The organism is Rhodococcus sp. MPR-R1B (assembly GCF_058793255.1).
Genome location: NZ_JBXAFO010000021.1, coordinates 13,554 through 31,395, shown reverse-complemented (window position 1 = coordinate 31,395; position 17,842 = coordinate 13,554). Strand labels below are relative to the sequence as shown.

Below are 17,842 nucleotides of genomic sequence, written 5' to 3'. Positions count from 1 at the left end.
CATCGGCCCTGACGGTGTTACAGCACCGCCAGGGCCACCCTTTTATTGGTGCGTGCGGGTCAAACGGTGGTGAGTTCGCTGCGCATCGGGTTCTCGGCGGCTCGCAGGTCGGGCAATGGTGGACTGTCGAAGCCTGCTTCTCGGGCTGCGGTATCGAACTTCTCGTACCGGCGCCATGCGGTCGATGTCGCGACAGGCGGCTTCGATTCCAAAGCGATGGTCTCCCACGTGAGGTTCGGGTTCGTGAGCTTGCGGACTGCTGTATCTTTCACGTTCTTCGCGAGATTCGACCGGGCGATGAAGGCCATGAGGTCGTCTATGTCGGCATCCGTGTCGGCCTGTGCTTCTTCGGCGTCGCGGCGGTCTGGGGACTCCGCAGCGGTGTCTTGGGAGTCGAGGATCTCGTCCAGGTCGTTCATCGTTTCGTCCACGAAAAAAGGTTCCGCAAAGTCCGCAACAGCGTCCTCGTGGCCGGCCTTCGCATCCGCCGTTGTTGCATCTACGTCTAGATCCGACTCCCGATGCTCCGCAATATTGGGGGCGAACTTCTCGCGAGGCGGAGGGACGCGAATCGGTCCCCGACCTACGGTGAGGTCAGACGCAATACTCGTTGCATCCTCACTGTCGGTGGCACTTTCGACGATCGCACGGTAAGCGGCGTACGCCATTCCGACTGCCTTCACCAAGATCGTGATTCCGTGCGTGAACGCCAAGACCAGGGCCGGCGGAATGATCGCTATCGCCGCCGCAATGGCCGGTGCCAGTGGAATGAAACCAAGGTCTCCCCCACCATCGATCGACTCCTGCGCGGCGATTGCTGCGTGATAGGCGTGATAGGCGTTTCCGAGGATGCTGATCACGACGACGCTGACTGCGAGGGCGATGTAGAAGCCTCTGTCGCGCTTGTTCATGTTGAGCTTGCTGATGATGACGATCGCGATGGTGGCGCCGAGGATGGCGCTGTCGACGATCGCAGGGAAGATCCAAGTCAGGTGTTCGGGGATCAGCGCTTGCCGTGCGAGGTCGCGTTGCACGGCGAAGGAAAGTACGAATGCGCCGGTGGTGATACCGAGCGCAATGACGATCGCGAGGGCGAGTGCGGCGAGCAATGCGCCTAGCTGAATACGAGCTGCCCGAAGGCTAAAGTCGGTCATGACTGGGTTCTTTCCTAATTGGTGTGTAGAAGCACGGACCGACGGGCTGCAACGCTCACGCTGGTCTGATGTTTCTGCCGGTGCACTGCCCGGCCGACTCCCGGTTTTTTCCCGGCGCACACGACGCCCTCTGGAAGAGAGACAGCGCCAGGCAGTGCACCATTCGACGTGGTGAAATGTCGTGGTACGAGCCCGCCACAGGGTCGATCTCTTCTTCTGCATTCCCGAGCCGTGAGCTCTTCGGCAGATCGAGTGCCCTGCGGTGCGCTGGTGACACGAACGGCTGGTGAGATGACGGACCGTCGAGTCCTGCAATTAGGTCGCCGCGTGCACCACACGGGTTCGCAACCTGCACATCGACACTGGGAGGCGCGGTGGGACTGTACTGCGGAATCGATTGGGCCGAAAACCATCACGACTTCGCAATCCTCAACGACCTGGGCGAAGTCGTGAGCCGGGGACGAGTCGACAACGACGCCGCCGGGTTCGCCCGACTGCTCGAGGCATTCGCCGAAGCCGGCGACACCGCCGAAAACCTGATCCCGGTCGGGATCGAAACCGACCACGGCCTGTGGGTCGCCGCACTCCGAGCAAGTGGCCGGGTGATCTACCCGATCAACCCACTCGCCGCCTCCCGGTACCGGTCCCGGCATTCGGTCTCCGGATCGAAATCCGATTCCGCCGACGCGGTCATGCTCGCGAATATCGTGCGCACCGACGCCACCGCACACCGTCCGTTGCCGGCCGACACCGACAGCGCTCTGGCCATCCGGGTTCTCGCCCGCGCCCAGCAAGACGCGGTCTGGTCCAGGCAACGCTTCGGCAACGAGGTCCGCTCGCTCCTCAAAGAATATTTCCCGGCAGCGTTGACCGCGTTTCAATCCCTCGAAGACGGACTGACCCGCCCTGATGCCCGAAGCGTGCTCGCTGCGGCTCCGACCCCGACCGCAGCTGCCGCCCTGACCCGGCCCCAACTTCGGGCGGCGCTCAAGAGGGCGGGACGCTCCCGATTCCTCGACCGAGACGTCGAACGACTGCGGGGCATCCTGCGCACCCCGGCGCTTCGCCAGCCACCGCAGATCGAAGCAGCGATGGGAATCAGTCTGATGGCCCTGTTGCGGCAGTTCGACGCTGCCTGCGCAGCCGCCGAGACCCTCGCCGCACACGTCAGCGTGCTCTTCTCCGAACACCCCGATGCGAAGATCATCACCAGCTTCCCCGGGCTGGGGCCACTGGCCGGGGCCCGAGTTCTCGCCGAGATCGGTGACGACCGGAACAGGTTCGCCACCGCGCGTGGCCTCAAGGCCTACGCCGGCGCCGCCCCGATCACCCGTGCCAGCGGGAAAAAGACCTTCGTCCTGCACCGGCACGTCAAGAACCGAAGACTGGCTGCAGCAGGAACGATCTGGGCGTTCAGCGCCCTCCAAGCGTCCCCCGGAGCCAGGCGACATTTCGATGCCCGACGCGCAGGCGGGGACTGGAACCACCAAGCTCAACGACACCTGTTCAACCGATTCCTCGGCCAACTCCACCACTGCCTCATCACCCGCGAATTCTTCGACGAATTGCACGCATTTCCACCTCCCCTCCCGATCGCGGCTTGACTCCTACACCCCGTGAGATGTCTTCCAGGGGTTTCCCGGTCTGGAGCCTCGTCGGGTGCAACCGGCGAGGCTCCTTCGATGTGAGGGTCAGTCGTCTGAGATGGGGCGCCCGCTGGGAAGTGCGCCGGTCTCTGCTTCGTACTGGTTTCCGCTGTTGTGCGCGGTTTCCCGGCGTTCTGCCTCGGCCGCTAGTGCTTTCTCTACGAATTGCGACCAGGATTTGTCGTCCTCAAGGTGGCTGGTGTTTCGGTAAGCGCCTCGGGCGCGACTGAATACGACTTGATCGACGTAGACCGTAATACGTTTGGGCTTGGGCTTTTCCACAGCTGTCGGCGTGGGCTGTGGAGGCGGCGGGACCTGTGTGGCCGTGCGGTTGGACCTCTGCATTCGAGACAGGTCACCAGTCACGTTCCGCGGAGGTAGCGCCGTGAGCTTTCGTTCGGGCCGGTCATTCATACCCGTGCTTCCTCTCTTTCCGCTGTTGCAACACGGGTGACAACTTCTTGCGCAACTGCAAAGAGGTCGTCTGCAACGGATTTGGACGATTTCGGTGCGAGAGTCTGAGGCTCGGCGTTGCCTTTGATGACGTCGTACCATTTCGGGCCGCTTCGGACGACTGCGTCGAGTTCGGCTGCGAGCATGCCTCGCTCGCGTGTTGCTTGGGCTGTCGCTTCTGAGTGACGAACGGTGGCAGTGAAAACGACGTCGTCGTTGCCGAACGCCTCTGCAATTGCAGACCTGGCTTGCTTGAGCACGGTTTTCGCTGATGTACCGACGGCTACGAGAACGACGCCTAGTAGGTCGAGGTCGGGGTTGATTGCAGCGACAGCGTCGATGCGTAGTGCAACGGCTGCCATCCCTTTTCGGCTGGACGCATCGGATTTGACGGGCACGAATGCCCATTTTGCGGCGGCTAGCGCTGCTGTCTGCAAGGTTTCGTCGCCGGGGGGGCAGTCGATGAGGATCATGTCGTATGCGGGCGCCATTGGAGCAAGAACCCTCGCGAGGGCAAGTTTTGCGCCATCGGGATCTTTGGATGCCATAGCGGCAAGCGCTGCTGTTGCTTGTTCGAGGTGAACTCCCCCAGGGAGAACATCGAGATTAGCGCGAACATTTTCGATGGGTTTTGCGTCACCGCCGAAAGCGATTGCGCTAGCAAGCGACCTTCCCTGGTCATCGCCGGTTTCACTGGTGTACCCGAGGTCTTCGGCGAGGTTCCCCTGAGGGTCGAGGTCGACGAGCAGAATTTTCTGCCCCGACGCTGCCAGTTCTCCACCGACGTTAGCTGTCAGGGTCGTCTTTAGGACACCACCCTTGCCGTTGATTACGGCGATCACCCTTTTGCGTGTTTCGTGAAAGTCGGTCTGCATTGCTCTCCCTCGACATCGCTGGCACATTTGACGGTATTATCAGCATTCCACGCCATCGCCAGCAATGCAATCAATAGCAGTAATGCCAGTATTGCTGCTATCGACCATCGGCCAGGTCGTAGCAACACCTCTGGCCTCAAAACCAGCAATAGCAGCAATGCTGGCATTACACACGGTTTCGCCGTGGCAGCGCCTTGAACTGCATGTTTTCAATAGCAGTATTACTGTCATTACGGCAGGCGGGGTGCGCAGAGAATCGAAACAAGCCGAGACTGCCACGCCAACATTGACGGCATTACTGGTGTTACTGGGATTACAGGTCGCCCGAGCTCACCCTCAGCTCTTCACTGCTATTGACAGTAATGCTGGCATTTCTTCAGTTTGGCGCAATGGCGCAAAATGCCTGGACGTGAGGCGGAGAACGCCACGGCTCGACGACTACACCACCCGTTCGACCGCACCTCCGCGGCCCGCACGTAGGTCGCACCTCTCACTCGACATTTCAATCGAGCAACGTCAGCATGAGTCAATTTTGCGCACCCACCCAACTAAGCCCGTTCCGCGAAACCACCGTTCTCGCATAATGCCAGTATTGCTGCTATCGGCCATCGGCCAGGTCGTAGCAACACCTCTGGCCCCAAAACCAGCAATAGCAGCAATAGCAGCAATGCTGGCATTACACACGGTTTCGCCGTGGCAGCGCCTTGAACTGCATGTTTTCAATAGCAGTATTACTGTCATTACGGCAGGCGGGGTGCGCAGAGAATCGAAACAAGCCGAGACTGCCACGCCAACATTGACGGCATTACTGGTGTTACTGGGATTACAGGTCGCCCGAGCTCACCCTCAGCTCTTCACTGCTATTGACAGTAATGCTGGCATTTCTTCAGTTTGGCGCAATGGCGCAAAATGCCTGGACGTGAGGCGGAGAACGCCACGGCTCGACGACTACACCACCCGTTCGACCGCACCTCCGCGGCCCGCACGTAGGTCGCACCTCTCACTCGACATTTCAATCGAGCAACGTCAGCATGAGTCAATTTTGCGCACCCACCCAACTAAGCCCGTTCCGCGAAACCACCGTTCTCACGAGGAATACTTGCGCCATGGGGTATTTCATAGGACGCGTTGTGGTCGTTACCGGCGCGGGAGCGGGAATCGGGCGGCAACTAAGCATCCAACTGGCCGCCCAAGGCGCAAAGCTCGCGCTAATCGACGTCAACCAAGGTGCCCTAGAGGAAACGGTCGAGCTGGCTGGAATCAGCGCCGACTCGGTGATGATCTCGGCGACGGATGTCACGGACCGAGAAGCGATGGGGGAGTGTGCCGCGGCAACGCTCGCCCAGTTCGGGCATGTTGATGCGATCTTCAATAACGCTGGCGTTCTGTATTCCGGAACCGTGGAGGATTCCGACTACCCAGACATCGAGCACGTGATGAATGTCGACTTCTGGGGCGTAGTTAATGGGTCGAAAGCCTTCTTGCCGTACATTATTGCGTCGGATCGTGGGTCCATCGTCAACATCTCATCGGCCTTCGGTCTCATGGCCGCGCCTGGTTACTCGGCCTACAACTCCGCGAAGTTCGCGGTCCGCGGGTTCACCGAGTCGCTCCGCCAGGAGATGCTTCTTCATCACCGGCAGGTAACTGTGATTTGTGTGTTTCCCGGAGGAATCAAGACTTCAATTGCACGTACAGCGCGTGTGGCGACAACTCTCGACCATTCGGAAGTCGTCGAATCCTTTGAGGGTTCCATCGCGAGAACGGATCCAGCGGCCGCTGCCAAAACGATTTTGCGCGGTGCGGAACGGCGCCGACCTCGAGTGCTGATCGGTAAAGATGCCCGCATCGTCGATCTACTAACTAGGACTGCCAGTTCGGGCTACCAACGGATCATTCCAGCACTGAAGTCCGGCTAGTACTTTTGGCGGATGCCCAGGTCAGCGCCGTCCGCTGAAGGACTAAATACCTGTAACGGGAAGTTACGTTAAGTTTGTTTTGTCGAGTAGTGTTCCTCTGTTCGCATCCGCGGGGAGAGGAACTACGTAGTGGCAACAAAGTGGTTGTTGATTGAGTCGATCGGCGGCGCGACACCGTCGATCATCGGTCTGGGGAGTACTCCTCGAAAGTTCACACCGTTGGACAAATTCTTCAAAAGCAAGGATTCCCTCGACGAGGTTTACAGCGTGATTGCCGAGGTCATGGCGTCGCCTGACCGCGTAGACAGGGTCACGGCTGATGGCCGCCGGCGTGTCGTTGTGGAGCCGTTGGTGACGTTCTCAGGACGCCTCCATGGCATGTACCTATGGACTGGCGGACCAGACGAAGTCGTTCCCGACAGGGACCCGGCCGGAGCTTGGTTGTTCAACCTGACGGCGAGCAAAGCCAGCGGAAGCAACGATCTGCTCGACTTGTACGGCGTTCCTGAGGATGAGCGACATACCGAGAAAGCAATGGCCGGCGCCTTCACCCGTCTCGTGACCAATCGCGATGAGGGCGAGGCTTTGTCGAAGATCATCCACTCGGCTCCCGGGACCATTCACCAAGCGGTGTGGACAGTGAGGCGAGATGACGACGAGCTGCGTGCCGCCCACTTTTCGTGCCGAATGCTTGAAGAAATCGATCCTGCGTCCGGCAGGTCAGAGGTCATTTTGCGAGGAATAACGCAAGACATCGGCCCCGCGATCGACGTTGCGGCGGCTCCGCCCCCTGTGGTTCTTGAATACCGGGTCCTCGAGGCTGCGACGGAGGAGGGGGAGTACCGAGCGATCGTCAACCTCAAGACGCTGCAACTCATTCGGTGGGTAGGCGATCCGATGCCAGACTTGGCGTGGGAATCAGTGGATGACCAGGTTAAACCTGGTATGCATCCCGAGGACTTGCCTGTGGCGCTAGAGATGTCTGCGGGTTTGGCGCGGGGCAAAACGCAAGGCACCGTCCGGTTCAGACAGCTCGATGGGAAGTGGAAAGCCTGTGATGTGCGGGCGACATTGATGATGCTCGACCAGCACACCACCGCTGGCCTGGTCATGGTCCGCGCTGCTGCGGATTCGTAGCTTTTCACCAGTTGTCGATGCGGCGCTGACGCGCGCACAGTTCTGCGCGCGCGTCAGCGGCAGTTTTCCGCTCAGCGATCTGTCTGCGGCGGCGGACTTCCGCAGCATCCGGAACAGCTGCCATCGCTGCCCGGCGGCCGGGGGAGTCCTCGGTCGCGGCCATTGCGTAACGCGCACGTTCGGCCTCGAACTGCGAGGACTGTCGTTCACGTTCAGCTTTTGCCTGCTCAGCGGCAATTTGAGCGAGAACATGCGGTGAGAAAGCGAGATCCTGCTCCTTCATGAGCCAACGGATAAACGCAATTGGATACTTCGGGTCCGGTGCCATCCTCCTGGACTTGCCCCATGCGTCGATCGTGTCGTTGAGATCCGCTGCGGTCCAACCGTGTGCGGCTGGTTCGGCCAGTGCGGGTGCCCAACCTCGGGCCCTGTGTTGGCGAGCCCAAGCGGGAGTTCGTGGGTTTCCGAGCCACTTGGATGCGAGCAACAGGCCCTTCCGGATGGCTTCGGCCTTCTCGACGTCTGCCTTGGATTCCTTGCGCCGCGAAGCGGCTCGTTTATCCACAGATCGTTTTGTAGTAAGTACCTCTCTACGAGAGGTAGGGATAGAAAACTGACCCCTGCGGGGGTGGGGTGCCATTTGTATAGATCCGTCGACGACGATGCGGGTGTTATCCACAGGCTTACGTGGGTGCAGCGCCCAGACAGATGCCCAGCCACGCGACTTGTCATCAAATCTCCACGACGCCATACGTTCACCTTTGCGGCGTAGTCGGCCACGCAATACCTCCGTGGCTACCCGAAGTAGTTTGAGCGTTTGACGGGCTCGCTGAACGGTCCGCTCTCCGAGCCCTGTTCGCTCGACGAGTGTGGCAATGGATAGACGCGAGCTGCGGCCGGAATCGAAATCAGCAGCACCGGCCATGACTTTCGCGACCGCCAACAACGACTTAAGACTGATCCCTCCGCCGGCGACACTGCCTGCCTTCGACGTCTTGACGAGCTCGGGGCGGATGCGGTTGTACTCCGCGGTGTAGGCGCAGCGGACGACGATCTCGACCCAGTGCTGGGCTCCGCGCCATGAGGCGATACCGCCGTATGCGCCGGGCTCCAATTCGAGCGTGACCTGGCAGTACCTTCGGCAAGCTGCCTCCGGGCCACCGAGCGCGTTGACGAACATCGGGGTCAGTGAATGGCATTGGTGCCCGTGCACATGGCCAGATACAGCGCGAGGCGTACGAGCTGTGCCGTACCGGCGCCGCCTGGGGCTGCTACCGCAGTACGGGCGTAGTACGGATGTAGGCGCGTGCTCGTGAACAGCGACACGCAGAGAAATCATTGAAACTTCATCAGGCCACGATGTAGCCTGAGACCTGTCCGCCAAGACAGTCCCTTCGGGGATATAGCAGTACCGCTGAGAAACGAGCGTCTAACTCGAATCTCACCAACTTCGAAAAACCCTCGACCCCGCCCGGTTCGGGGGTTTTTTGTTGTAGTCGGTGCGCTACAGCTAACGATGTGTGGTTGTCACGGCATCCCCCGCCCGGGTTTGCCGTCTACGCGACGTTCGTTACGCGGTGAGCTGCAAAACCTCCTGGTCAAGTTCGACGACAAGATTCTTATGGCCAGTGGTGGCCGCCAGCAGATCTGCGACGTATTGGCTGACGGAGCTGACTCCGGCCGCCTTCCGCCGCTTTTCCAGCTCTGCGTACACCGGATCTGGAACGCGACTCACAACCCGGGTTCGATCACCCTTGCTTGGTGTGGGCATGCTCTTCTCCCTTCGGCCCGACCTTGCTCCTAGCGATGCAGTGCCAGGTTCCCGTTCATCCTGTGCCAAGATCGCGCAATCGTCACGGTGACACGCCGAAGAAGTGCCGAACTTCGATGTTTGGGTGGAATTATGGGGAGATTTTTTAAGAATCGCGGAAGCGTGTCGCACGCGCTTGACGGTTGTCGCGATCGCGCTGCCAGACCTCAGCGACCAGCTCGGGCGTGACCTTGTACAGCTCCGCAAGCTGCGCAGCCCTGGTCTCGTCGTACTCTTTGCGCCCTTTTTCGATTCGGCCGAGAAGCGTCGCCGAAATTCCGAGAGCTTCGGCAGCTCGCCCTTGAGTCATGCCGGCTTGGGCGCGCAGATCACTGAGGCTAAGTTGGTCATTCGGAATCGGCACAAGGTCAGCAACGGTCAGTCGCAATTCGGCCGCAACCTTGGCTAGCAGCTCGGGAGTTGGTGCCGCACGACCCGTTTCCCATGCAGAGACGGTCTGCTCGGAGACACCAGCGGCGTCAGCCAGGTCTGCAATATTCGCCTTGCGCGCCAGTCGATAGCGCCGCAACCTAGCAGCACTAAAGCCTCGAACAGCACTCCGCGACACGCCTACTCCAAGCTCTCGAGAACCATCCCCGTGAGTCATTGTGTCGCTCCTTCACCTCGCCAACTCGCACTAGTGTTTAAAATAATAGGGTGTTATATTGGTTTCGCATAAAAGGTTACCAAGAAAGAGTCGAGGTCAAGGGACCTATAGGCGGAAAAGGGGGGGCCGTGAGACGATTGAATGAGTTGCCGAACACAAACCGCGCGGTCTACCCTGCAACAGCGTGCCCAGCCTGGGATTCCTCGGTACTTGTCGACGTCGGTACCGCTTGTAGCGCAGAAGAATTTGCACACGTCTATCTGCGTGTGCCTTCTGAGTACGGGCAGGCGATTTGGATGAACTGGTTTCACGCAATGCGCGATGCAACATCCCAGGTCACTCTCAGTGACCGTTCTACTTCAAGCACGAACACAAGGACTTCGGCTACTGCCGAGCGTCGTGCTGTCTCGAAAGCCCCAGGTGCGTTGGTGATTGGCGTCCCCTCACGCACCTGGGGTTCTTTCATGTCTGCGGTGCTGCACGCACCAAAGCGACCAGACCGCAGGCCTTCGAGCCTATGCGGTGAAGTTGAAAACGCAACTAGCCGGAGGCAGTCGTGGGGAACAACTCTGCGCAAAATACCTATTCCAGCTGGGTAGAACAGGACACTCTCAAACGCGGATTCGCTGACCGCGAACTCGGGCGCCCTGTGGACCCTGCGTGCGGCCATGCCGCCCCGAACCCGGTCCGTCGTGCCACACCCCTCGCGGTGGTCGGCAACACGGTCCGTGAAGCGCCCACCCCGCTCCTCCCGCCCGGGGAGCGGGTGGGTGCACCTACTCCACGCTGCATTCCCTTGTTCGCGAGCGTGATTCAGTGCTCGGCGAGGACTCCCGGCACTGTCTGTGTGAGCGTCCCCATCCCCAGCTTTTCCCGCGTTTGCCCGATGGGCCACACCGTACTTCCCACTGCATCAACGGTATTCCGCCGTTTCGTGGACAAGCGTCTGCCCGCTTAGGGCGGCACCGCTTGTCGAAGCGAACCCTGTGGCCGCGTACGGGCCACCCTCAGTCCGCATCAATTCCCCGTATTTACAACCCAATTGGAAGGTTCCACACGATGAAGCATCACAAGTCCGGGCGCGGTAAGCATCGCGCAGTCAAGTCGTCCGCGGTGGCAGCGGGGACGTTCTCACTTCTGGTCGCTGCTACGTTCGCAAACGGTGGTCTCGCGGTCGCAGCACCGCAGCCCGGTATTACCGGCCCCGCACCGGTACAGCCCGGCGTGACCTCACCGGCGCCGTCGACGCCGACCGTTCCTGCACCGGCGCCGTCTGTTCCCGAGGCGCCGGTAGAGGCCTGGGTTCCGGTTCCGCCGCAGTACTCGCAGCCGACGAAGCCGATCCCGAACTGGGATTACGACTCGAATCAGTACGTGGCCCCGGCGACTCCGACGTACACACCGCCGATCGACTACTCGCAGATCCGTTTGCCTGCTGACCCGATCACGACGCCGACCGAGGTGTTCATCGCGCCGCGTAACACGGTGATGGTCGGAAACCTGCATTTCACTCAGCCGAACTGGATGAGTGACAACACTGCCGCCCGCACGAATGCCACCACGAATGCGGCGTTGGCTGCGGTCACCGACTTCTGGATCAGTCACCACATCCCGGCCGATCAGGCGCAGCAGCTCGCAGCGGCGCAGCTCGCCGGAACCGCTGGTGGGGCGATCATTGCGGCCGTGACAGCGGGCGGAACCGCCGCGACGTTGGGCGCCCTGCTGGGCGGCACGATCGGCGGCACGTCCGGCGTCGTGTTGGCTGCACCTGCTTTGACCCCGTGGGGCGTGATTCCGGTGGGAACGGTTGCCACGGCGGCCGGCGCTGCCATCGGTGCTGGTCTGGTTGGTGTTCCGGTGGGCTTGGGTGCCGGAATCCTCGGCGGCTTCGGAGGTTTCGCTCTTGCCACGGCCTACGGCGACGGCACGAACGGTGTACCCACCACGATCGACGTTCCGGACATCGACCAGCCTGCCATCACCACCGAAACGCAGGACACGCTCACCTCATGGGAGCAGTCCGGCCCAGTCGGCACCGCTGCCGCCACGTTCGTTCGTGACACGGCCGCGAATGCTCCTGTCGTCGACGCGCAGATCCGCAGCGCCGTCTCGTCCATTCCAGGCGGCGATGGTGTTGTCGCTGCATTCGACCAGGCAGTAAGTGATTTCCAGGCCGCGACAGAGGTTCCGGGTCTTCCGCTCGGGATGATCGCCGACGCTATCGGCGCCGGTATCCCCGCTGCTGCGTAGCACTCGCAGGCCGGGGCGGGCGTGCGCTCGCCCCGGCCCACTGCCACGGCTTGCCCTGTCGAAGAAGGAGTTTGGAAAAGATGCTTGGGCCGAAAGGATCTGACACCAGGTCCGCAGTGCGTAGTGCGACAGGTGGGACCGGCAGTGCGCCGCCGCGCGGGTCTCGTCTTCCGAAGCGCCCTCGTGTGCCACGCGCCCGAACGCCTCGACGTCAGGTCGCAGCGGTGACGGCACTGGCGATCGCGGTGCTGGTGTTGTTGGTCGGGGTCGTCGTGGGCGCTGCGTCGGTCATCGGCCGGGTTACCGACGACGAGCCGTCGAACATCAGCGAGATCGTCAACTCTGTTGCAACACCGTCGACTACACCTTCTCCGGAACCTGCCGGATGCCCTGTCACAGCCGGTGACCAGAGCAGCGGCGAGGGCGTGATCGCAGCGTTCGAGCATGCGTACTACTCATTGCGCTCGGCTGATGCGGTGATCGCTGTCATGGCTCCTGGGGCCGTGAGCTATTCGCCGGCCGAAGTGCAGGCAGGGATCGACTCGATTCCCGCAGGAACGACGTACTGCATGACGGTAACCGGCGTGACTGCTGGGACGTACGCACTGGAGCTGACCGAGACCAGGCCTTCCGGCAAGGGCGCTTCGCTCTTTCAGCGCATCACGACTGCCGAGATCGACGGTCGGCATTTCATCACGTCCATCACTGATGCAGAGGGAATCTGATGAACATCTCTTCCACCGCCCGCTTCGCGTCGGCGTTCGCCATCATTTCGACGCTGGTCGCGGGCCTCGCGGCCGCACCGCTCCTGGCCAACGCCGCACCGTCCGCTGCGGCGGGCTGCACCAGATACATCGGTGTCTTCGCTCCCGGAACGACCGAGACCCGCGCCGACGCCGATCCGTCGAAGCCTGCCGGAATGTTGGGCCAGGTGGGGGAGAAGCTCGAAACGATGTACGGGCCTAACACCTTCCGTGCCATCTATCCGTCGTACCCGGCCGAAGCGTTTTTGCAGTCCGGCATGACCTACTCGGCTTCGAAGACCGCCGGTGATCAGGCAATGGCGACCGCGATGGAGCAGTGCCCGAACTCGAAGTTCGTCATCGGCGGCTATTCACAGGGCGCGCAGGTCGCCAACGATGTCGCCGTCAACATCGGGGCAGGCAGCGGTCCCGTTCCCGCTTCGTCCGTTCTCGCTGCGGTCATGCTCGCCAATCCGAAGCTCGGCACCGCCGGTTCGCAGGTCGTCGGCCCCAAGCTCGACGGGCAGGGCATCGCCGGTCCGGCGGCGGAAGGCTACGGCGCTCTGTCGGGTCGGGTCTTCGACATCTGCCACCCGGAAGACAAGTACTGCAACACCAACACCGGCAAGGATTCGTTCCTGGCGTCGTTGGGACGAGTGCTTGCCAACCCGCCCGGAACAGTCGCGCCGACCACCGCGACTGCTGTCTCGGCAACAACGACTCCGGCCGTCGCCGGTCAGACCGCGATCACCCCGACTGACACGGTCGCGAAGCCGACGTCGACTCCGGCGGCCGCCGGAACTGCGAATACCTCGGCAGGTGCCGGAACCGCGAACGCGTCGGAGTTCTTGGGCGCGGTGACCTCGAACTACGGTTACGCGGATCTCGCGGCTGCTCCGGGGGCAGCGTCGGCGTTGGCGACCTCGGTGGACAAGCTGCAAAGCGCGGGCGCTCCCACCTCGACGTCGGCGGCGGTCGATGTCGCCGCGGTTCGTCAGCAAGCGCAACTGCTGGCCGGAACCTTCAAGCCGGTCCAACAGACACAGGCGTGGATGGCGGCGAACCCGGCCGCTCGCGACGGGTTGCGCAACGCTCCGGCTGATTCTCCTGAGGCCGCCACGAACTCGGTCGTCGACGTGCTCGACAAGGTCGACGTTTCGCAGGTTCTGGGTGCCGCTGACCAGGTGGTGACGTTGGCGAACAGCATCCTCTCGGGTGGTGGCACCGGTACCGGCGGCACCTACGCGGGCCTGACCGGTCCCGCACAGAGCTTGTCGAACGGTGTGGCTCCACTGGCGGATACACCGACCGATCAACTCACCACCGCCACGTCGATCCTCTCCGCGATCCAACCGGTGACGATCATCAATCAGATCCTCGGCGTCGTCTCGGGTGTGACCTCGGTGGATTACAACGCCGTCGCGGCCAACCTGCAAATACTTCCCGGCCATCTGTTGGCCGGCAACGTCAAAGAAGCGCACCGGGTCGCGGGGGAGCTGAACAACCAACTCTCGCCTTTGGTGAAGATGGCGGCCGGGGTCGATCTGAAATCGGTGTCACGGATCTTGGCACTGATCCCCGATCCGTCCGGCACAGCCGCCTCGGCGGCGCTGGTGGCGAACCTGCTGGGCAACGTCGACATCATCCGCCTCGCCCGCGACGTCGGGCAGCTCCAGGAAGTCGCGTGGCAAGTCGCCGAAACCGGGAACGTCCTGGCCCTCGGTCAGCTCCTCCCGATCGGTGTTGACCTGGCGAACGTCGCGCTCGGTGTCCTGACACCGGGGCAGAAGATGACCGCCGATCAGCTCCACGAACCGGCCGATTCGATGACCACGTTGATGGGTGCGCAGGCGCAGAACTCCGACTTCGTCGGTCTCGGTAACTCGGTCCTGGCGACGGTGACCTCCCAGGATGCGCAAGCACTGACCTCGGTCGTCGACGCCGGATTTACCGCCGCGAGTTTCCTCGGTTCCCGCGTTCACGAGTCCTACGGGCAGTGGTTGATCGACGGAAAGCGAACCGCTCTGGACGCGATGGTCGACATCTACCGACAAGCGATCGGCGGCTAGCGCCTGACGATGGATGAGCCGAAAACGCTCTTGGGCGAGAGCTTTTGACGTTCACCTGCCACTACTCGCACTCGCTCGCGGCCTCGCGGCCGCGATAGGTCCCCACACGTTGCCCAGGCGGGCACGAACGCGACACAACGACAAGGACACCGGCGATGGGTGATTCACCCAGCTCGAACAAGACCGGCCTCAAGGCCACTGGCGGCGTTATCGCCGCAGTGGTCCTGATGCTCGGTTTCGTCATGTTCGGTACCGACAACAACCCCAAAGCAAGCGTCGACTGCCTCCCCACCTCGTCTACGACCGGTTCGGTGGCACCGTCTCCGGGGACCACGACGCAGCCGCTCAAGGCCGGTACCTATCAACTGACGTCGGGTTTCGGTCCTCGCGGTGGTTCCATGCACCGCGGGACCGACTTCGCCGGTCCGCTCGGTACTCCGATTTATGCCGCTACCTCCGGTGTCGTCGCAGAGGCCGGCCCCGCGTCGGGGTTCGGGAACTGGGTCATCATCGACACCGACGTCGACGGGAAGCGGATTTCCACCGTCTACGGCCACATGTCGGCCGGGGCGATCAAGGTCAAGTCCGGTGATCAGGTCACTGCCGGTCAGGAGATCGCCGCTGTCGGAAATGAAGCCGATTCCTCCGGCCCGCACCTGCATTTCGAGGTGTGGGAGGGTGGCCGACTTCCCGACGGCGCCGGGACGCCGACCGATCCCGCACCGTGGCTCGCCGGTGCTGCCGAGCCGTCCGGACCCGCTCCCGCTCCCGCGCCCGGTACGGGTGTTCCGTCTCCCGCGATCGTCAACGCTGCCGCGATCACTCCACTTCCGGCAGGTGCCGGGTGCGGTGGGCCGAGCCTGGGCGGCGGGGGACTCAAGCCGGGCAGTGTGCCTGCGGAGTTCGAACCGTGGATCCTCAAAGCCGCCGGTACCTGCCCCGAGATCACCGCTCCGCTGCTGGCCGGGCAGTTCAAGCAGGAAAGCGGCTTCAACGTCAACGCGCACAACAACGACTCCGGCGCGGACGGCCCGGCACAGTTCCTTCCCTCAACTGCTGCACAGGAAGGCGTGGACGGGGACGGGGACGGAAAGCTCGACATGCGCTCACCGGCCGACGCTGCGATGTCGATGGCGTCCTACGACTGCAAGATGCTCGAGCTGACGAAAAAGGCGATGGCTGACGGCCGCCTGCACGGTGAGCTGATTCCGCTGACGTTGTCCATGTACAACTGCGGCCCGGGAAACACCTTGTCGCAGGGCCAGGTCTGCCAGAACGAGGAAACACGCGGCTACGTCAGCAACATTCAGAAGTTCGCGATCGAGGAATTCACCGATACGTCCGCCCCGGCGGGTCCGATTCCGGGTGGCCCGTCCACCGGCTCGGCGGTCGTCGATGCCGCTCTGCGGTGGCTCGGCACCCCGTATGCCTGGGGCGGCGGCGACGAGAACGGACCCACCAAGGGGATCAGCGACGGGGGAGTGGCAGACAGTTTCGGCGACTTCAACAAGGTCGGGTTCGACTGCTCTGGATTGGTGAAATACGCAGTGGCGCAAGCCACCGGCGGCCGAACGGTCCTCGCCCATTCAGATCAGATGCAGATAGGCGACTCTCGCGGAACCTCGATCACCAACCCCGCCGACCTGCGCCCTGGCGACATCATCCAACCCCACAGCGGCCACATCTTCATCTGGATGGGCGGCGGCAAGGTCGTCGAAGCTCCGCAGTCGGGCGATGTCGTCAAGGTCTCCGACTGGACCCCACCGTCCTCGGGATTGGCAGCGAAACGATTTGCCTGACAGAACAACCCAGACCAGAACATCGCAAGCCGATGACCACCCCGGAATGAAGTTTCACCCGAAGAAAGGTAGATCCGACAATGACGGCATCCGCAGCCACCGAATGGGAACAAGCCGCCGCCGCAGTGCGCGCCGCCGCTGACGAGTTGCGCACCAGCGACTCCTCTGCGATGCGGGCGTGGGCCAAGAGCAACAACCTGCTCTCGCGCAGCATGTGGCCGAAGGTCAAGCGCGAGTTGGTCAAGCAACTCGATCTCGACTACGACGTCCTCCGCGACGCGGAAGCGACCAAGCGCAAGAACGAGATCGCCGAGGCCGCCGCCACCGCACCGTTGGTGGAACTGTTCGCCGCCGGTGACGAGCGGGGCAGCTTCGCTGTACTCGGACCGGTCGACGACGCTGCCTGGTACGGGACATTTCACAAGAACGACACGGTCTTCAAGGAAGGCAACCAGCGCTCGGCAGACGACTCGGCAGCCGGTAAGGCGATATTCCTCGCCGGCAAAGCGCGTGAGGACGCGAACGTTCCCGCGGTGCGGTTGCTCCTGCACATCTCCAATCCGGAGATCGACGGCAACTCCCTCGCCGGCATGGCAGCCAAGCACGGTGTTGCACTCGACCTCGACATCACCGACAACAACCGGGCCGTGGACTGGTGCGAAGAGCCTGGTTACCAGGCGTGGCAGGCGATTCGGTTGTCGGATCTGTTCATCGAGGACGAGTCGTGAAACGCCACCTCGCCGCTGTCGCCGCTGCATCTGCCGTCGCTATTGCCCTGGCTGGGTGCTCGTCGGGCACGGAAGGCACCGCAACCGGCCCGTCCACCACGACGGGCGCACGGGCGCAGCAGTGGTCCCCGAACGAGACGTCCGCCGTCGAGCCCACACGGCCCGCGGCCACCGTTCCGGAACACGCTCCCGAACAGGTCGCCATCGTGGACCGCAGCGATCCGGCTGCCGTCGCCGACGCCGTGGTCACCACTTGGTTCACCTGGAATACCGCTGACGATCGCGGACCCAACGACGCGGCCGCCCGCACCGGCGACCTGCTTACCGAACGCTTCCTCGGCGACGTCACCGGGACCACCCCGACCGGAAGCCCTGGCGGTCAGTGGCTCGAATGGGCTGCGAAGGACGCGCAGGTCTGGCCGACGGTCAGCTCTGTACCGAACCAGGGCGCCGTGGACACCGCGACTGCGGTGCACCGGATGTATCAGGTCGAACAGACCGCGATCGCCGCTGACGGCTCCATCGCCGGCGTCGACACCGTCATCGTCGCCGTCCTGGTCGTCAGCCGCGGCGGCCTGTGGGCCGTCGACGACCTCAAAAAGCTATGACCAGCGAGAAGAACGTCCCCGGAACCACCCCCGCCCCGAAAGGA

Annotated in this window: 16 protein-coding genes; 9 read left to right on the top strand and 7 right to left on the bottom strand. The window is 62.4% G+C overall.

Going from position 1 to position 17,842, the window contains the following annotated elements; genetic code table 11:
- Positions 1–59: 59 nt before the first annotated feature.
- Positions 60–1,154 carry a DUF2637 domain-containing protein gene (locus tag AC1Q61_RS24390; protein WP_125052962.1) on the bottom strand — a complete coding sequence of 365 codons (1,095 nt, stop codon included), beginning with the start codon at positions 1,152–1,154 and terminating at the stop codon, positions 60–62.
- 374 nt (positions 1,155–1,528) lie between these two features.
- On the opposite strand from AC1Q61_RS24390, the gene AC1Q61_RS24385 reads away from it, so the two are divergent.
- Positions 1,529–2,758, top strand: coding sequence for an IS110 family RNA-guided transposase (locus AC1Q61_RS24385; protein ID WP_125052960.1), 1,230 nt, complete (start codon positions 1,529–1,531; stop codon positions 2,756–2,758).
- Between the two features lie 87 nt (positions 2,759–2,845).
- On the opposite strand, the gene AC1Q61_RS24380 is transcribed toward AC1Q61_RS24385, so the two are convergent.
- A complete protein-coding gene (locus tag AC1Q61_RS24380) occupies positions 2,846–3,145 on the bottom strand; it encodes a ParB family protein (RefSeq protein ID WP_371746462.1) in 300 nt (99 codons plus the stop codon).
- 65 nt (positions 3,146–3,210) lie between these two features.
- Positions 3,211–4,128, bottom strand: a complete 918-nt coding sequence (locus AC1Q61_RS24375; RefSeq protein WP_019750059.1) for a ParA family protein — start codon at positions 4,126–4,128, stop codon at positions 3,211–3,213.
- A gap of 1,106 nt (positions 4,129–5,234) precedes the next feature.
- Between AC1Q61_RS24375 and AC1Q61_RS24370 the strand changes: the two genes are divergently transcribed.
- Both AC1Q61_RS24370 and AC1Q61_RS24365 read left to right on the top strand, forming a co-directional pair.
- Positions 5,235–6,047, top strand: a complete 813-nt coding sequence (locus AC1Q61_RS24370) for an SDR family NAD(P)-dependent oxidoreductase (protein WP_125052958.1) — start codon at positions 5,235–5,237, stop codon at positions 6,045–6,047.
- 129 nt (positions 6,048–6,176) lie between these two features.
- Complete coding sequence (locus AC1Q61_RS24365; protein ID WP_125052956.1) at positions 6,177–7,184, top strand: GAF domain-containing protein; 1,008 nt, start codon at positions 6,177–6,179, stop codon at positions 7,182–7,184.
- A gap of 4 nt (positions 7,185–7,188) precedes the next feature.
- Here AC1Q61_RS24365 and AC1Q61_RS24360 read toward each other — a convergent pair whose 3' ends face one another.
- The 4 genes from AC1Q61_RS24360 to AC1Q61_RS24345 form a co-directional block, all read right to left on the bottom strand.
- Positions 7,189–8,364 carry a replication protein gene (locus AC1Q61_RS24360; RefSeq protein ID WP_241199195.1) on the bottom strand — a complete coding sequence of 392 codons (1,176 nt, stop codon included), beginning with the start codon at positions 8,362–8,364 and terminating at the stop codon, positions 7,189–7,191.
- Positions 8,365–8,369: 5 nt separating this feature from the next.
- On the bottom strand, positions 8,370–8,510 hold the full coding sequence (locus AC1Q61_RS24355) for a hypothetical protein (protein ID WP_164490639.1): 141 nt from the start codon (positions 8,508–8,510) through the stop codon (positions 8,370–8,372).
- A 244-nt stretch (positions 8,511–8,754) separates the two neighbouring features.
- Positions 8,755–8,955 carry a hypothetical protein gene (locus tag AC1Q61_RS24350; protein ID WP_020971495.1) on the bottom strand — a complete coding sequence of 67 codons (201 nt, stop codon included), beginning with the start codon at positions 8,953–8,955 and terminating at the stop codon, positions 8,755–8,757.
- Positions 8,956–9,100: 145 nt separating this feature from the next.
- Positions 9,101–9,601: a helix-turn-helix transcriptional regulator gene (locus AC1Q61_RS24345; RefSeq protein ID WP_125052954.1), complete on the bottom strand. Its 501-nt coding sequence runs from the start codon at positions 9,599–9,601 to the stop codon at positions 9,101–9,103.
- A 1,059-nt stretch (positions 9,602–10,660) separates the two neighbouring features.
- Here AC1Q61_RS24345 and AC1Q61_RS24340 point away from each other — a divergent pair.
- From AC1Q61_RS24340 to AC1Q61_RS24315, 6 genes are all read left to right on the top strand, one after another.
- A complete protein-coding gene (locus tag AC1Q61_RS24340) occupies positions 10,661–11,851 on the top strand; it encodes an insoluble domain protein (RefSeq protein ID WP_125052952.1) in 1,191 nt (396 codons plus the stop codon).
- Positions 11,852–12,075: 224 nt separating this feature from the next.
- Complete coding sequence (locus tag AC1Q61_RS24335) at positions 12,076–12,576, top strand: DUF8176 domain-containing protein (protein ID WP_125052950.1); 501 nt, start codon at positions 12,076–12,078, stop codon at positions 12,574–12,576.
- On the top strand, positions 12,576–14,663 hold the full coding sequence (locus tag AC1Q61_RS24330) for a cutinase family protein (protein WP_125052948.1): 2,088 nt from the start codon (positions 12,576–12,578) through the stop codon (positions 14,661–14,663). Before AC1Q61_RS24335 ends, AC1Q61_RS24330 begins: the two co-directional genes overlap by 1 nt.
- A gap of 155 nt (positions 14,664–14,818) precedes the next feature.
- Positions 14,819–16,462 (top strand): peptidoglycan DD-metalloendopeptidase family protein, encoded by a 1,644-nt coding sequence (locus tag AC1Q61_RS24325; RefSeq protein ID WP_125052946.1) that lies wholly within the window; start codon positions 14,819–14,821, stop codon positions 16,460–16,462.
- An 80-nt stretch (positions 16,463–16,542) separates the two neighbouring features.
- Positions 16,543–17,190 (top strand): hypothetical protein, encoded by a 648-nt coding sequence (locus tag AC1Q61_RS24320; RefSeq protein WP_124568388.1) that lies wholly within the window; start codon positions 16,543–16,545, stop codon positions 17,188–17,190.
- Positions 17,187–17,798 carry a hypothetical protein gene (locus AC1Q61_RS24315; protein WP_125052944.1) on the top strand — a complete coding sequence of 204 codons (612 nt, stop codon included), beginning with the start codon at positions 17,187–17,189 and terminating at the stop codon, positions 17,796–17,798. The genes AC1Q61_RS24320 and AC1Q61_RS24315 overlap by 4 nt, the downstream gene beginning before the upstream one ends.
- The last annotated feature ends 44 nt before the right edge of the window (positions 17,799–17,842 follow it).

Excerpts from the sequence above, each read along its gene's own strand:
- AC1Q61_RS24390 (WP_125052962.1), bottom strand. The coding sequence starts at position 1,154 with ATGACCGACTTTAGCCTTCGGGCAGCTCGTATTCAGCTAGGCGCATTG.
- AC1Q61_RS24380 (WP_371746462.1), bottom strand. The coding sequence starts at position 3,145 with ATGCAGAGGTCCAACCGCACGGCCACACAGGTCCCGCCGCCTCCACAG.
- AC1Q61_RS24375 (WP_019750059.1), bottom strand. The coding sequence starts at position 4,128 with ATGCAGACCGACTTTCACGAAACACGCAAAAGGGTGATCGCCGTAATC.
- AC1Q61_RS24370 (WP_125052958.1), top strand. The coding sequence starts at position 5,235 with ATGGGGTATTTCATAGGACGCGTTGTGGTCGTTACCGGCGCGGGAGCG.
- AC1Q61_RS24360 (WP_241199195.1), bottom strand. The coding sequence starts at position 8,364 with ATGTTCGTCAACGCGCTCGGTGGCCCGGAGGCAGCTTGCCGAAGGTAC.
- AC1Q61_RS24350 (WP_020971495.1), bottom strand. The coding sequence starts at position 8,955 with ATGCCCACACCAAGCAAGGGTGATCGAACCCGGGTTGTGAGTCGCGTT.
- AC1Q61_RS24345 (WP_125052954.1), bottom strand. The coding sequence starts at position 9,601 with ATGACTCACGGGGATGGTTCTCGAGAGCTTGGAGTAGGCGTGTCGCGG.
- AC1Q61_RS24340 (WP_125052952.1), top strand. The coding sequence starts at position 10,661 with ATGAAGCATCACAAGTCCGGGCGCGGTAAGCATCGCGCAGTCAAGTCG.
- AC1Q61_RS24330 (WP_125052948.1), top strand. The coding sequence starts at position 12,576 with ATGAACATCTCTTCCACCGCCCGCTTCGCGTCGGCGTTCGCCATCATT.
- AC1Q61_RS24325 (WP_125052946.1), top strand. The coding sequence starts at position 14,819 with ATGGGTGATTCACCCAGCTCGAACAAGACCGGCCTCAAGGCCACTGGC.
- AC1Q61_RS24320 (WP_124568388.1), top strand. The coding sequence starts at position 16,543 with ATGACGGCATCCGCAGCCACCGAATGGGAACAAGCCGCCGCCGCAGTG.